The organism is Sphingomonas sorbitolis (assembly GCF_036663875.1).
Taxonomy (GTDB): domain Bacteria; phylum Pseudomonadota; class Alphaproteobacteria; order Sphingomonadales; family Sphingomonadaceae; genus Sphingomonas.
The window spans coordinates 1,209,769-1,222,370 of sequence record NZ_JAXOJS010000001.1 but is presented as its reverse complement, the minus strand read 5'-3'; the positions used below and the strand labels follow the sequence as shown (position 1 = coordinate 1,222,370).

Annotated in this window: 14 protein-coding genes; 9 read left to right on the top strand and 5 right to left on the bottom strand. The window is 65.0% G+C overall.

Annotated elements, in window-relative coordinates:
* Positions 1-4: 4 nt before the first annotated feature.
* The 5 genes from U1763_RS05215 to U1763_RS05195 all read left to right on the top strand — a co-directional run bounded on the left by U1763_RS05215 (position 5) and on the right by U1763_RS05195 (position 3,348).
* Positions 5-802: an SDR family NAD(P)-dependent oxidoreductase gene (locus U1763_RS05215; protein WP_332754369.1), complete on the top strand. Its 798-nt coding sequence runs from the start codon at positions 5-7 to the stop codon at positions 800-802.
* Positions 799-1,140 (top strand): hypothetical protein, encoded by a 342-nt coding sequence (locus U1763_RS05210; protein ID WP_332754368.1) that lies wholly within the window; start codon positions 799-801, stop codon positions 1,138-1,140. The genes U1763_RS05215 and U1763_RS05210 overlap by 4 nt, the downstream gene beginning before the upstream one ends.
* A gap of 148 nt (positions 1,141-1,288) precedes the next feature.
* Positions 1,289-1,996, top strand: a complete 708-nt coding sequence (gntA, locus tag U1763_RS05205) for a guanitoxin biosynthesis heme-dependent pre-guanitoxin N-hydroxylase GntA (RefSeq protein ID WP_332754367.1) — start codon at positions 1,289-1,291, stop codon at positions 1,994-1,996.
* Positions 1,993-2,616 (top strand): DUF1989 domain-containing protein, encoded by a 624-nt coding sequence (locus U1763_RS05200; RefSeq protein WP_332754366.1) that lies wholly within the window; start codon positions 1,993-1,995, stop codon positions 2,614-2,616. Before gntA ends, U1763_RS05200 begins: the two co-directional genes overlap by 4 nt.
* A 117-nt stretch (positions 2,617-2,733) precedes the next feature.
* Positions 2,734-3,348, top strand: a complete 615-nt coding sequence (locus U1763_RS05195) for a superoxide dismutase (protein WP_332754365.1) — start codon at positions 2,734-2,736, stop codon at positions 3,346-3,348.
* Between the two features lie 147 nt (positions 3,349-3,495).
* On the opposite strand, the gene ispZ is transcribed toward U1763_RS05195, so the two are convergent.
* The 4 genes from ispZ to U1763_RS05175 all read right to left on the bottom strand — a co-directional run bounded on the left by ispZ (position 3,496) and on the right by U1763_RS05175 (position 8,376).
* A complete protein-coding gene (gene ispZ, locus U1763_RS05190) occupies positions 3,496-4,098 on the bottom strand; it encodes a septation protein IspZ (RefSeq protein WP_132740879.1) in 603 nt (200 codons plus the stop codon).
* Between the two features lie 161 nt (positions 4,099-4,259).
* Positions 4,260-5,195, bottom strand: coding sequence for a signal recognition particle-docking protein FtsY (gene ftsY, locus U1763_RS05185; protein WP_132740487.1), 936 nt, complete (start codon positions 5,193-5,195; stop codon positions 4,260-4,262).
* A complete protein-coding gene (mtaB, locus tag U1763_RS05180; protein ID WP_332754364.1) occupies positions 5,192-6,439 on the bottom strand; it encodes a tRNA (N(6)-L-threonylcarbamoyladenosine(37)-C(2))-methylthiotransferase MtaB in 1,248 nt (415 codons plus the stop codon). Before mtaB ends, ftsY begins: the two co-directional genes overlap by 4 nt.
* Before the next feature lie 311 nt (positions 6,440-6,750).
* Positions 6,751-8,376 (bottom strand): putative bifunctional diguanylate cyclase/phosphodiesterase, encoded by a 1,626-nt coding sequence (locus U1763_RS05175; protein ID WP_332754363.1) that lies wholly within the window; start codon positions 8,374-8,376, stop codon positions 6,751-6,753.
* A 367-nt stretch (positions 8,377-8,743) separates the two neighbouring features.
* Between U1763_RS05175 and ffh the strand changes: the two genes are divergently transcribed.
* The 4 genes from ffh (at position 8,744) to rimM (ending at position 11,649) form a co-directional block, all read left to right on the top strand.
* A complete protein-coding gene (gene ffh, locus U1763_RS05170) occupies positions 8,744-10,288 on the top strand; it encodes a signal recognition particle protein (protein WP_332754362.1) in 1,545 nt (514 codons plus the stop codon).
* 68 nt (positions 10,289-10,356) lie between these two features.
* Positions 10,357-10,785 (top strand): 30S ribosomal protein S16, encoded by a 429-nt coding sequence (gene rpsP, locus U1763_RS05165; protein WP_056062272.1) that lies wholly within the window; start codon positions 10,357-10,359, stop codon positions 10,783-10,785.
* Positions 10,786-10,991: 206 nt separating this feature from the next.
* On the top strand, positions 10,992-11,171 hold the full coding sequence (locus tag U1763_RS05160) for a hypothetical protein (RefSeq protein ID WP_132740479.1): 180 nt from the start codon (positions 10,992-10,994) through the stop codon (positions 11,169-11,171).
* Positions 11,149-11,649, top strand: a complete 501-nt coding sequence (gene rimM, locus U1763_RS05155) for a ribosome maturation factor RimM (protein WP_332754361.1) — start codon at positions 11,149-11,151, stop codon at positions 11,647-11,649. The genes U1763_RS05160 and rimM overlap by 23 nt, the downstream gene beginning before the upstream one ends.
* Positions 11,650-11,676: 27 nt before the next feature.
* Here the strand turns inward: rimM and U1763_RS05150 are convergent, their stop codons facing one another.
* Positions 11,677-12,582 (bottom strand): NAD(P)/FAD-dependent oxidoreductase, encoded by a 906-nt coding sequence (locus U1763_RS05150; protein WP_332754419.1) that lies wholly within the window; start codon positions 12,580-12,582, stop codon positions 11,677-11,679.
* Positions 12,583-12,602: the final 20 nt, after the last annotated feature.

Below are 12,602 nucleotides of genomic sequence, written 5' to 3'. Positions count from 1 at the left end.
CCCCATGCGTTTCGAGAACAAGTCGATCATCGTCACCGGCGCAGGGTCCGGCATCGGCCGCGCCGCCGCGCTCCTGTTCGCGGCTGAAGGGGGCAAGGTCATCGTCGCCGACAAGACAGAGGGGGCGGACGAAACCGCCCACCTGATCGCGCAAGCCGGCGGTACGGCCGAGGCGATCCGCATCGACGCTGGCCTCGAAGACGACGTGATCCGCACGATCGCGCTCGCCTGCGACAGCTTCGGCGGGCTCGACGTCATGTTCGCTAACGCCGGCATTTCGGGCGGCATGGCAAACCTGTTCGACACAGACGTCGCGCTCATCACCGAAGTGCTGCGCGTCAACCTGATCGGCCCGTTCCTCGCGATCAAGCACGCCGCCCCGCGCATCGCCGAGCGAGGGAAGGGCGCCATCGTCCTCACCGCCAGCGTTGCCGGCATCCGCTCGGGCGCCGGCTCGCCCGCGTACTCCGCGTCGAAGGCCGGCGTCATCAACCTCGCCGCCGTCTCGGCCCAGCAACTCACCGGTTCCAATGTCCGCGTCAACGCGATCTGCCCCGGCCTGACCGAGACCGGCATGACCAAGCCCGTCTTCGATTACGCGCGCGAGGCCAACAAGATGGACCGCGTAGGCCGCCTCAACCCGCTCCACCGCGGCGCGCAACCCGAGGAACTGGCGAAGGTCGCACTGTTCCTCGCCTCCGACGACGCGAGCTACGTCAACGGCCAGGCGATCGCGGTCGACGGCGGTCTCTCGTCCAGCCACCCGGTAACGCGCCAGGAATACGGCAAGACCGCCGCGTGACCCGAAGCGCGGGCAAGCAGCCGCCGCTGTCGACGCCCGACGGTCGCTACATCGTCGTCCGCGGTCGGTTGTGGCGCAAGGCGAACCCCGATCTGTCCGATGCGGATCGGGATCGTCTGGTGCACGATCTGATGGATGCGCGACGTGCTGTGGCGCAAGCCCGACGGCGCAGCGATGTGGAAGGCGAGCATGCCGCACATGCCGCGGTCGACACGGCTAAGCGAGGCCTTGGGGAAAGAGGCCCGGTATGGTGGACGGATGGCGCGCCCGATTTGAACCGGCATATGGCAAGGACGACGTCCTATGCGGAATGGTTTTCTATAGCAGACACATCGTGACGTTGTGCGGTTAGCACCCGGCAACTCTCTAAAGTTACGCGGTATTTACTATTAGGCGTCGTGAGATGTTCTGCCGAACCGCCCCCGTAATCGCCTTAACCCACGGCAATGCAAGGAACGGGTGGCGCCGGAAAGCGTCCTTGCTCCTATGGAAATCCAGCAGTCATCATTATTTCCCTGGCGCCACAAGGATCAGGACACGCACGTCGCGCTGCTCCGCGATCACATAGCGGAAGCGACCTTCCCGTGCGTCGGCGCAAAAGCCGCGGTCGCAAAGGGCACGCTGGAAGTGCTGTCTTGCAATAGGATCGACTCCGCATGGGACGACGTTCGTATCCATGACGGCCTGTTGACCTTTGCAGCCGCATACCGCGCAGATCCGGCCCTGTTCCGGAGCTTTGCCGTCGTGTTCGACGAGCCGGTGACGTTCGACGAGCCGACCTTCGAGCGGCATCTCTGGAACCGTATCCAGTCGCTATCCGACAAGGATGTCTGGCGCGGACAGGAATATGACGAGCGCGTGAGTGCCGATCCGGACAGCCCGCATTTCTCGCTCAGCTTCGGCGGCGAGGCGTTCTTCGTGGTCGGCCTGCATCCTAATGCCAGCCGCCCCGCGCGACAGTTTGCGCGTCCGACAATGGTGTTCAATCTGCACGACCAGTTCACGATCCTGCGTGCGCAAGGCCGTTACGAAACGATGCGCGAAAAGATCATGGTGCGTGACGAGGCTATCGCCGGGTCGCGCAATCCCATGCTGACGCGTCACGGCGAAATGAGCGAGGCTCGGCAATATAGCGGACGCTCGGTCGACGATGTCTGGCGCTGCCCGTTTTCCTATCAGGGGGCATCGTCATGACGGACGTAACCTACGCGCTGGCCGTGATCGAGATTCCGGAGCGCAGCGGCACCGCCTTTCGTCTCGCGCGGGGCGAAATGCTGACCGTGATCGACCCCCGTGGCGAGCAGGTTGCCGATCTGCTCGCATTCAACGCCGACGATCTCGACGAGGTCATCTCCTCGGGGCGGACGCTTGACTATGCTGAGACGATCTACCTGACGACGGGTCACATTCTCTATTCGAACCGGTCGCAGCCGATGCTGGAGATCATCGCGGATGACGTCGGCCGGCACGACTTTCTGCTGACGCCGTGCTCGTACGACACGTTTCATCATTTCTATCCGACGCTGACCCCGCATCGGGGATGTTTCGGGAATCTGGCGGCGGCGCTTGAGCCTTATGGCGTGGTCCCCGATCGGATTCCGACGGCGTTCAACTGTTTCATGAACGTGCCGATCGACGCAGATACGGGCAAGCTCAGTGTCCTGCCGCCGATCAGCAAGGCGGGCGACCAGATCGTGTTTCGCGCGGCGATGGATCTCGTCATCGGCCTGACGGCGTGTTCAGCACCGGATTCGAACGGCGGCACCTTCAAACCGATCCACTATGCGATCGGAGCCAATCCTCGACTGCGATAGGATGGCGCAAACTCAGGGTGCGCATGGTGCGCGCTACGCTTGCGTAACGACTTTGTGGGGACCATTTGGGGCGTGCGGGCGTTTGACGTCCGACCCTATTCACGAAGGAGAATCCTGATGGCTTTCGAACTCCCGCCGCTGCCTTATGCCTATGACGCGCTTGAGCCGGTGATCGACCAGGAGACGATGAAGTTTCATCATGACAAGCATCATGCTGCGTACACCGCGAAGCTGAACGAAGGCGTCGAGAAGGACACCGCGCTGCAGGGCAAGTCGATCGAGGACATCCTCGGCATGATCTCGTCGCAGCCGCCGCTAGTCCGCAACAATGGTGGTGGCTTCTGGAACCACGACTTCTTCTGGAAGACGATGGCGGCCAAGAACGGCCAGGCACCGTCGGGCAAACTCGCCGAGGCGATCGATCGCGACTTCGGCAGCCTCGACAAGCTGAAGGAAGAGTTCAACTCCAAGGGTGCAGGGCAGTTCGGCTCGGGCTGGGCATGGCTGATCGCCGATGACAGCGGCAAGCTGAAGGTAACGAGCACGCCGAACCAGGACAACCCGCTGATGGACGACGCCAAAGAGCCGGGCACGCCGCTGCTGGGCAACGACGTCTGGGAGCATGCCTATTACCTGACGTACAAGAACGATCGCCCGGGCTATCTGAAGGCCTGGTGGGACATCGTGAACTGGGACGTCGTTGGCGAGCGCTACGCGAAGGTCGCGGGCTGAGCCCAATTCGAACAACCCCGACCTCAATAACCACCGTCACCCCAGCGAAAGCTGGGGTATCCCGGTTGGCAGTCGTCTCGGCTAGAACCGGGAGATCCCAGCGTTCGCTGGGATGACGTGTCCGAGTCGGGATGACGGATAGTGAGATTACCCTTCGGGCGGCAGGTCGGTCACGGCCTTGTCGCCCGTTTGCAATCCATGCTTCAGCAGCATCGGAATATTGGCGAACGCGAACAGCAACGTGAGCGGGATCGCGCCCCACAGCTTGAAGCCGACCCAAAAATTCCACCCGGCGTCCTTGCCCCACGCGGCCAGCGTGTAGCGCCAGACGAATTCGTTCAGCAGCGCCATGAAAATGAAGAACACGACCCAGTTGCGCGTCAGCTTGTGCCAGCCCTCGGCGGTGAGGCCGGGATACGCGCTTTCAAGCAACGATTGGAGCAGCGGGCGCCCGGTGAGCAGCCCGAACAGCAGGATCGCGGCGAACATCGCGTAGATGATCGTCGGCTTCATCTGGATGAAGCGCTGATCGTGGAAATAGATCGTCAGCCCGCCGAACACGACAATCAGCGCGCCCGACAGCCACAGCATCGGCGAGATATGCCCCGCCTTCACCTTCGACACGATCATCGCGGCGATGGTGGCGATGATGAACGCGGTGGTGGCTGCGATCACGCGCGCGATCGGCAGGCCTGGGGTGAGGAAGTTCACCGCGAAGAAGATCGCGAGCGGGCCGTAGTCGATGGCCATGCGGAGGCCGGGGGAGAGCGGGGGCTTGGTTGGGGTCACGAGATCAATCCAGAATACCGTTCGTCCTGAGCGTAGTCGAAGGACATGCCACAAACGGGCCGGTCCTTCGACTACGCTCAGGACGAACGGAAAAAGAGGGGCGCAGAGCGGATGGAAAAGCGTTACTTCCGAACGCTCTCCACCCCCGCGATGATCCGGCTCACTTCGTTGGCATCGAATGGGCGCAGATCCGTCATCCCCTCGCCAATCCCGATCGCATGGATCGGCAGGCCGTATTTCTCCGCCGCCGCCACCAGCACGCCGCCGCGCGCGGTACCGTCGAGCTTGGTCATCACGAGGCCGGTGACGCCTGCAACCTCCTTGAAGACCTCGATCTGCTGGAGCGCGTTCTGGCCGGTGGTCGCGTCGAGGACGAGGACGATGTCGTGCGGGCTCTCAGGGTTGATCCGGCCCAGCACGCGGCGGATCTTCGCCAGCTCGTCCATCAGCTCGCGCTTGTTCTGGAGGCGACCGGCGGTGTCGACGATCAGCACGTCGATGCCGGTCTCGGTCGCCTTCTTGACCGCGTCCCACACGACGCCCGCCGCATCGCCGCCCTCGGGGCCGGTCACGATTGGCACGCCGACGCGCTCGGCCCAAGTCCGGAGCTGACCGATCGCGGCGGCGCGGAAGGTGTCGCCGGCGGCCAGCATCACGCCGTAATCCTGCTCCATCAGCAGATGCGCGAGCTTGGCGATCGTCGTCGTCTTGCCCGAGCCGTTGACGCCGATGACGAGGATCACCTGCGGGCGCGGGAAGGCGTCGATCTCGATCGGCTTAGCGACCGTGGCGAGCACCTTTTCGACCTCTTCGGCGACGATAACGCGGATGCCGAGTTCCTCCATGTTGCGCTCGAAGCTGCCCTCGGCGAGGCGGTGGCGGATGCGGCCGGCGGTCTCGGGGCCAAGGTCCGACGCGATCAGCGCCTCCTCGATATCGTCGAGCGTCGCGTTGTCGAGCCGCGCGCCGCCGAGGCCGGCGAGGTTGCCGACGAGCCGGTCGGAGGTGCGCTTGAAGCCGCCGATCAGCTTGTCGTGCCAGGTTGGGGTGGTGCTCATGATGGTTCTCGTGTTGCGCTGAGGCGGTCGGACGTAGCGCCGGTGATTCTGATGTGGACGATGTCGCCGGGTATGGCGGGTTCGTCCAGCAGGACTTCTGCGAAATTGCCGATATGGCCGCGGTCACCGGGGCGTTCGACGAGCAGATTCTGCGACGTGCCGACCAAGGTTTGCAGCCAGTTCGTTCGAGCCGTTTCGCCGGCCTCGCGCAGGAGGGCGGCGCGCTGGCGGCGAACTTCGGGCTCGACTTGCGGCATGCGCGCGGCGGGGGTGCCGGCGCGGGGCGAATAGGGGAAGATGTGCGGGTGGACGATGTGGCAGTCGTCGATCAGCGCGAGCGTGTTGGCGAACATCGCCGCGTCCTCGGTCGGGAAGCCGGCGATCAGGTCTGCGCCGATCGCGATGTCGGAGCGCGCGGTCTTGAGGCGCTCGACCAGCGCGACGCTTTCCGCGCGCGAATGGCGGCGCTTCATGCGTTTCAGGATCATGTCGTCGCCGGCCTGCAATGACAAATGGACGTGCGGCATGATCCGCGCTTCGGTGGTCAGCAAAGTGAAGAAGCGGTCGTCGATCTCGATCCCGTCGAGCGAGGAAAGGCGTAAGCGTTCCAGCTTTGGCACGTGAAGCAGGATTCGTTCGACGAGATGGCCGAGCGTCGGTGCGCCGGGGAGGTCGGGACCGTAACTGGTGAGGTCGACGCCGGTGAGGACGATCTCGCGGTGGCCTGCGTCGACGAGGCCCGCAATCCGGTCGACGACCGCACCCGCGGGGACGGAGCGGCTCGGACCGCGGCCGAACGGGATCGCGCAGAAGGTACAGCGATGGTCGCAGCCGTTCTGCACCTCGACGAACGCGCGGGCATGCGCGGAGAAGCTGGCTGCGAGGTGAGGCGCTGTCTCGCGAACCTGCATGATGTCGGACACGACCACGGCGTCGTGGGTCTGCCATGCCGAGGACTGCAGCTTGTCCGCATTGCCGACGACGCGGTCGACTTCGGGCATCGCCGCGAAGCTGGCCGGATCGATTTGCGCGGCGCATCCGGTGACGATGATCTGTGAATCAGGCCGGTCGCGCTTGGCGCGGCGGATAGCGACGCGCGTCGCCTTCACCGCGGCGTTGGTGACCGCGCAACTGTTGACCACGACCATGTCCCGCCCGGCGACGAGCGCGCGGATGGTCTCGCTTTCGGCGATGTTGAGGCGGCAGCCGAGGCTGATGACCTCTGGCTGCGGGGCAGACGGCATGGAGCGCGATTTAGGAGGGGTGGGGGGCGAAGTCCACGCTTTGCATCGCGGTAGTGGCGCATCCGACGTCCTGTTCTCCTGCGAACGCAGGAGAACAGGGTACCAACCGAAGCACTGCTTGGTCCTAGGCTCCCGCCTTCGCGGGAGAACGAGAATTAGGGAGAAGCCTTATACACCGCCCACCACCCCGGCGGAGGCCGGGGCCCAGTTGGGAGACGATGGTGGTGAGGGACGGTCCGTCGTTACTGCAGCCTTTCCAACTGGGCCCCGGCCTCCGCCGGGGTGGGGCTGTGTGAGTGGCTGGCAAAACCTCAGCCCGCCAGCCGCGGCGCAATCCCCCGCGGCGGCGGCGCATCACGGTCCGGCCGCTGGGCCAAAAGCCGCTTCTCCGCCAGCAACCGCCGGACCTGTGCCGCGCCCAGCGGTCGCCCGTACAAATACCCCTGGCCCTTCGCGCAGCCGATCGCGCGCAGGCGTTCCTCGATCACGGCGTCCTCGATTCCCTCCGCGGTCGTCGGCAGGTTGAGGCTGTCCCCCAGCCGCGCGATCGTGTTCACGATCGCCATGCTCTCGGGATTATCCAGGATTGAGGTGACGAAGCTCTTGTCGATCTTGATCCGATCGAACGGCAGCGCCCGCAGATGCGCCAGACTCGAATAGCCCGTCCCGAAATCGTCGAGCGCGAGGCGGATGCCCTGGTTCTTCAGGCTCCCCACGATCGACTGCGCGAGGGGTAAGTTGTCGAACAGCGCGCTCTCGGTAATCTCGATCTCGAGCCGGCTCGCGGGAAAGCCCGTCTCCACTAGCGTCTTGATGATCTTCTGCGCGAGCCACGCATCGCGCAACTGCAGCGGCGAGACGTTGACCGACAGCGTGAGCCCCGCGTCCCAGTCGCGCGCGGCGGCGAACGCCTGGCGCATGATCGACAGCGACAGCTCGCCGATCAGCCCGATTTCCTCGGCGATCGGGATGAACACGTCGGGTGCGATAATGCCCTTGGTCGGATGTTCCCAGCGCGCAAGGACCTCGAACCCGGTGATGCGGCCGGTGGTCAGGTCGACCTGCTGCTCGAAATACGGGACGATCTCCTGTGCCGGGATCGCGTTGCGCAAGCCCGTCTCGAGTTCGCCGCGCAGTTGCAGCGAGCGCTCCATCGATCGATCGAACCACGCATGGCGGCCGCGCCCAGCGGTCTTGGCGGCATGCAGCGCGATATCGGCGTTGCGCAGTAGCGCGTCGATCGATGCGCAGTCGCTGTCGGAGCGCGCGATGCCGATCGATACGCCGGTATGGATGTCGACGCCATTGCTGCGGAACGGCAGCGCGAGGCCGGCGACCATCCGCTCGGCGATCCGGTCGGCGACGTTCTTGTGCGCGGAGTCGAACACGAACGCGCAGGCGAATTCGTCCTCGCCGAGCCGCGCGAGCAGGCTGGTGCTCGGTGCGATCGCCGCGATCGTCTCCGCGACATAGGCGAGCAGCAGGTCGCCGACCGCATAGCCATGCAGGTCGTTGACGCTCTTGAAATGGTCGACGTCGATCGTCAGCATGGCCATTGCCTTGCCCCGGCGGCGGGCGCTGGCAAACAGCGTCGCACCGTCTTCGGACAGGCTGCGGCGATTGAGGAAGCCGGTGAGCGGATCGCGTTGCGCCAGCGCTTGCGCGCGGTGGCCGGCGTCGGTCAGGTCGCTCAGTTCCTCGGCGAGCGCACGGTAGCGGAACCAGCCGAACAGGATCAACGCGACGTTCAGCAGCATCGCCGCGATCAGTGTCCGGTCGATCACGGCGGTGCTGCCGCGCAGATTCGCCAACGCCTTGACCAGGACCGTGCCGCCGGTGCCGACGAACAGCAGGATCGCGGCGCCTGTCACGGCGCCGGTCATGAATTCCCGACTGATGTTGCGGGGCGCACGCGTCGCCGCCGACTTTGCGGTCATGGGAGTGTCCGGTCGTTGATTGGTCGCCGGTGTGGCATGCGACAGGTGTAGGAGATGTTAAGGCGGCGTCGGCTCGGGGCAGGGCGTGGCGTGGGTGCGACTGGTTGATCTACATTGCATCAATTGGTTCTCCCGGAAGGGCAGGAGCTCAGGCTGAGCTCCTGCCCTTCCGGGAGAATAAGGAGGTGCGCCCGCTCGACAATTGCGCTCCACGACTCGATCTTGCATCCGCGGCTGCATTCCAGTAGGTGGCCACCCACGTTCCGTTATGGGGCGCATTGGACGAGCATCCAAGGATGCACGCTGGCCGGCGAGGTTTCGCCCGCCGGCGCTTTTGCGTTTCGTCGCGGTGATTTGGAGTATTTCGATGTTCGAAAGCCTGAGCGATCGACTTGGCGGCGTCTTCGACCGCCTTCGCGGCCGGGGTGCGCTGACCGAAGCGGACGTGCGCGCGGCGATGCGCGAGGTGCGTGTCGCGCTGCTCGAAGCCGACGTCGCGCTGCCTGTCGCGCGCGAGTTCGTCGAGAAGGCGACCGAGAAGGCGATCGGCCAAAACGTCCTGCGTTCGGTCACGCCGGGCCAGCAGGTCGTCAAGATCGTCAGCGATGCGCTGGTCGAGATGCTCGGTTCGGATGCCGTCGAGCTCGAGCTGGGCGTCACGCCGCCGGCCGTCATCATGATGGTCGGCCTCCAGGGCTCGGGCAAGACGACCACGACCGCCAAGATCGCCAAGCGGCTGGCGGCAGGGCAGGCGAATTTCGGACAGGCCGGTCGCGAGCGCAAGAAGGTGCTGATGGCGTCGCTCGACGTCAATCGCCCGAACGCGCAGGAGCAGCTGGCGACGCTCGGTACGCAGATCGACGTCGCGACGCTGCCGATCGTGCAGGGCCAGCAGCCGGTCGATATCGCCCGTCGCGCGATGCAGGCTGCCAAGCTTCAGGGCTATGACGTCCTGATGCTCGACACCGCGGGTCGACTCCATGTCGACCAGGCGTTGATGGACGAGATGAAGGCGGTTGCCGACGTCGCGAACCCGGCCGAGATCCTGCTGGTCGTCGACTCGCTGACCGGTCAGGACGCGGTCAACGTCGCACAGAACTTCAGCGACCAGGTGCCGCTGACGGGTATCGTGCTGACCCGCATGGACGGCGATGCCCGCGGCGGCGCGGCGCTGTCGATGCGTGCGGTCACCGGCAAGCCGATCAAGTTCGCAGGGACCGGCGAGAAGCTCGATGCGCTCGAGGCGTTCCATCCCGAGCGCGTCGCTGGCCGTATTCTCGGCATGGGCGACGTCGTCAGCCTGGTCGAGCGCGCCGCGGAGTCTATCCAGGCCGAAGACGCCGAGCGCATGGCCGCCAAGATGGCCAAGGGTCAGTTCGACATGAACGACCTGCGTGCTCAGCTCGCGCAGATGCAGCGGATGGGCGGGCTCGGCGCGCTGGCGGGGATGATCCCCGGCATGAAGAAGGCGCAGGGCGCGGTCGCGTCGGTCGGTGGCGAAAAGGTGCTGATGCACATGGACGCGATGATCGGATCGATGACGATCAAGGAGCGCAACAAGCCCGAACTGATCAACGCCAAGCGCAAGATCCGCATCGCCAAGGGCTCCGGGACGACCGTCCAGGAGGTCAACAAGCTGCTCAAGATGCACCTCGAAATGTCGACCGCCATGAAGAAGATCAAGAAGATGGGCGGCATGAAGGGCATGATGGCGATGCTCGGCAAGGGCGGCTTGGGTGGCGGTCTTGGCGGCATCGGCAATGCGATCGGCGGGCCGCAGATGGGCGACATGCTCAACAAGGCTGGTGCTGGCGGCCTTCCGGGCGGTGGCGGCGGCGGGCTTCCGGGGCTCGGTGGCCCCAAGATGCCGCAGATGCCGGCCGGTTTCGACGATTTTCTGAAGAAGAAATAACCTCCTTATCCAACCACGACACCTCGGCTTTCGCTCGGGGATCTATCTAGAAAACGAAGGAAAATATCATGGCAATCAACATTCGCCTCGCGCGCGGTGGCTCCAAGAAGCGTCCTTACTACAAGATCGTCGTTGCCGATGCGCGTTCGCCGCGTGACGGCCGCTTCATCGAGAAGATCGGCAACTACAACCCGCTGCTCGCCAAGGACAACGAGCAGCGCGTGCAGCTCGACGCGGACCGCGCGAAGCATTGGCTGAGCGTCGGCGCGCAGCCGACCGACCGCGTCGCGCGCTTCCTCGACCAGGCTGGCGTGCTCGAGCGTTCGGCGCGCAACAACCCGAACAAGGGCAAGCCCGGCGAAAAGGCCACCGAGCGCGCCGAAGAGCGTGCGACCAAGGCGGCCGAAGCTGCCGAGGCTGAGGCCGCTGCGAAGGCTGCACCTGCTGCCGAAGCAGAAGCTCCTGCCGCTGCCGAGACCGAAGAAGCCGCTTCGTAAGATAGCGCTTCTGGATTGGGGGCGGAGCGTGATCGCCTCGCCCCTTCTCCGTCATGCCGGGCTCGTTCCGGCATCCACCTATCCGCACATTCGAAAGAATTGGGTTCGCGGAACAGTGGACGCCGGAACGAGTCCGGGGTGACGAAGGCGCGGGAGGCAACCCCCGCTCCGACTACGGGTCGCCAACCGCACCCGAACCGGACTTCATGCGTTCTACTTTCGGTAACCCCGAACAGGAGCGCATGATGGCCCCCGAAACCGACCCCCGCACAGCCCCCGCACCCGAGGACATCGAAGATGCCACCAACCAAGGCGTCTCCGCCGACGACCCCGCCGAAGGCTCCGACGACACGCCCGGTCGCGATGAAGGCTCCGCGCAAGGCTGACGTGACGCTCGCCGTCGTCATCGGTGCGCATGGCATCGGTGGCGAAGTGCGGCTGAAGGTCTTCGCCGAAAATTTCGGCAGCTATAAGAGCTTCAACGATGGCGCGCTGTCGCTGAAGTCCGCGCGCAACGGCAACAACGGCATGATCGCGCGCTTCGCCGAGGTCGCCGATCGCAACGCTGCCGAGGCGATGCGCGGGACCGAACTGACCGTGCCGCGGTCTTCGTTGCCGCCGCTGGAAGACGGTGAGTATTATCACACGGATGTGATCGGTCTCGATGTCGTCTCGACCGATGGGGAGGCGATCGGACGGGTCGTTGCGATCGATAATTTCGGTGCGGGCGACGTGATCGAGATCGAGCGGCCGCCCGTGGATGACAAGCCTGGCAAGCGGTTCATGATCCCGATGCGCCCTGAAGCCGTTCCCGAATGGGATGCCGACCAGCTCATTGTCGAGGCTTCGTTCGCGGCTGAATAAGCCTTGTTCTCCTAAGTCGAGTAGCGATTACCGCCGAAGCGGCCGCTGCTCGGCGAGTATGTTGCGGATCGTTGTTGCGGCGACGCCGGCTTCGCCCATTGCATGACTGATCTGGTCGAGACCCTTCACCACGTCGCCGGCCGCGAACAGGCCGGGGATTGAGGTTCGCTGGTGGGAGTCGACCTCCAGACATCCGTCCTCGGATGCGCGCGCGCCTGCTGCGACGGCGAGTTCCGAACGGATGACCGATCCGAGCGCTGGATAGATGCTGTCGAACGACAACCGTCCCTCGACCGTGTCTAAAGCCAATTTGTCTCCCTCGATCGCATAGTTGCCGCAAGGGCCTCCGACGCGGACGATCCCGGCATCGTCTAGCGCCGCTTCGCATGCCGGATCGAGGTCGTGGCCACCCTCTGGGGCGATCAGCGTCACGTCTTTCGTATAGCCGCGGAGGAACAGCGCCTCGCGCATGCCGTGGTCGCCGGTGCCGATGATGCCGACGCGCTTGTCGGTGACCTCGTAGCCGTCGCAGATCGGGCAGTAGCGGAGCAACCCGGCCTCCAGCGCTTCGTCGTGGATTGCGTCGGGCACGTCAGGGCGGTTGTTTACGACTCCGGTGGCGAGCAGTACGCTCCGGGCTCGCGCGCGGCGATCGCCGAGCCGTACGGTGAAGCCGTCGTCGTCGACCTCGATCGCGTCTACCCGCACACCCTCGCGGACTGCGCCATAGGTCTCTGCCTGTGCTAGCATCCGGGCTAGCAGGTCGGTGCCGCGGATACCTTCGGGATAGCCAGCATGGTTGTGGGTGCAGGGGATCAGTGCCGCGCGGCTGCTGCCGCAATCGAACAGGCGGATCGAGAGGTGGAAGCGCGCGAGATAGATCGCCGCGGTGAGGCCTGCCGGGCCGGCGCCGATGATGATGCAATCGTCCATGCCCCGCGAGCGTTTCGCAG

Bases quoted from the DNA above. Each gene is read 5' to 3' on its own strand.
- U1763_RS05215 (WP_332754369.1), top strand. From the start codon at position 5: ATGCGTTTCGAGAACAAGTCGATCATCGTCACCGGCGCAGGGTCCGGC.
- gntA (WP_332754367.1), top strand. From the start codon at position 1,289: ATGGAAATCCAGCAGTCATCATTATTTCCCTGGCGCCACAAGGATCAG.
- U1763_RS05200 (WP_332754366.1), top strand. From the start codon at position 1,993: ATGACGGACGTAACCTACGCGCTGGCCGTGATCGAGATTCCGGAGCGC.
- U1763_RS05195 (WP_332754365.1), top strand. From the start codon at position 2,734: ATGGCTTTCGAACTCCCGCCGCTGCCTTATGCCTATGACGCGCTTGAG.
- ispZ (WP_132740879.1), bottom strand. From the start codon at position 4,098: ATGGCCATCGACTACGGCCCGCTCGCGATCTTCTTCGCGGTGAACTTC.
- ftsY (WP_132740487.1), bottom strand. From the start codon at position 5,195: ATGAGCACCACCCCAACCTGGCACGACAAGCTGATCGGCGGCTTCAAG.
- mtaB (WP_332754364.1), bottom strand. From the start codon at position 6,439: ATGCCGTCTGCCCCGCAGCCAGAGGTCATCAGCCTCGGCTGCCGCCTC.
- U1763_RS05175 (WP_332754363.1), bottom strand. From the start codon at position 8,376: ATGACCGCAAAGTCGGCGGCGACGCGTGCGCCCCGCAACATCAGTCGG.
- ffh (WP_332754362.1), top strand. From the start codon at position 8,744: ATGTTCGAAAGCCTGAGCGATCGACTTGGCGGCGTCTTCGACCGCCTT.
- rpsP (WP_056062272.1), top strand. From the start codon at position 10,357: ATGGCAATCAACATTCGCCTCGCGCGCGGTGGCTCCAAGAAGCGTCCT.
- U1763_RS05160 (WP_132740479.1), top strand. From the start codon at position 10,992: ATGCGTTCTACTTTCGGTAACCCCGAACAGGAGCGCATGATGGCCCCC.
- rimM (WP_332754361.1), top strand. From the start codon at position 11,149: ATGAAGGCTCCGCGCAAGGCTGACGTGACGCTCGCCGTCGTCATCGGT.
- U1763_RS05150 (WP_332754419.1), bottom strand. From the start codon at position 12,582: ATGGACGATTGCATCATCATCGGCGCCGGCCCGGCAGGCCTCACCGCG.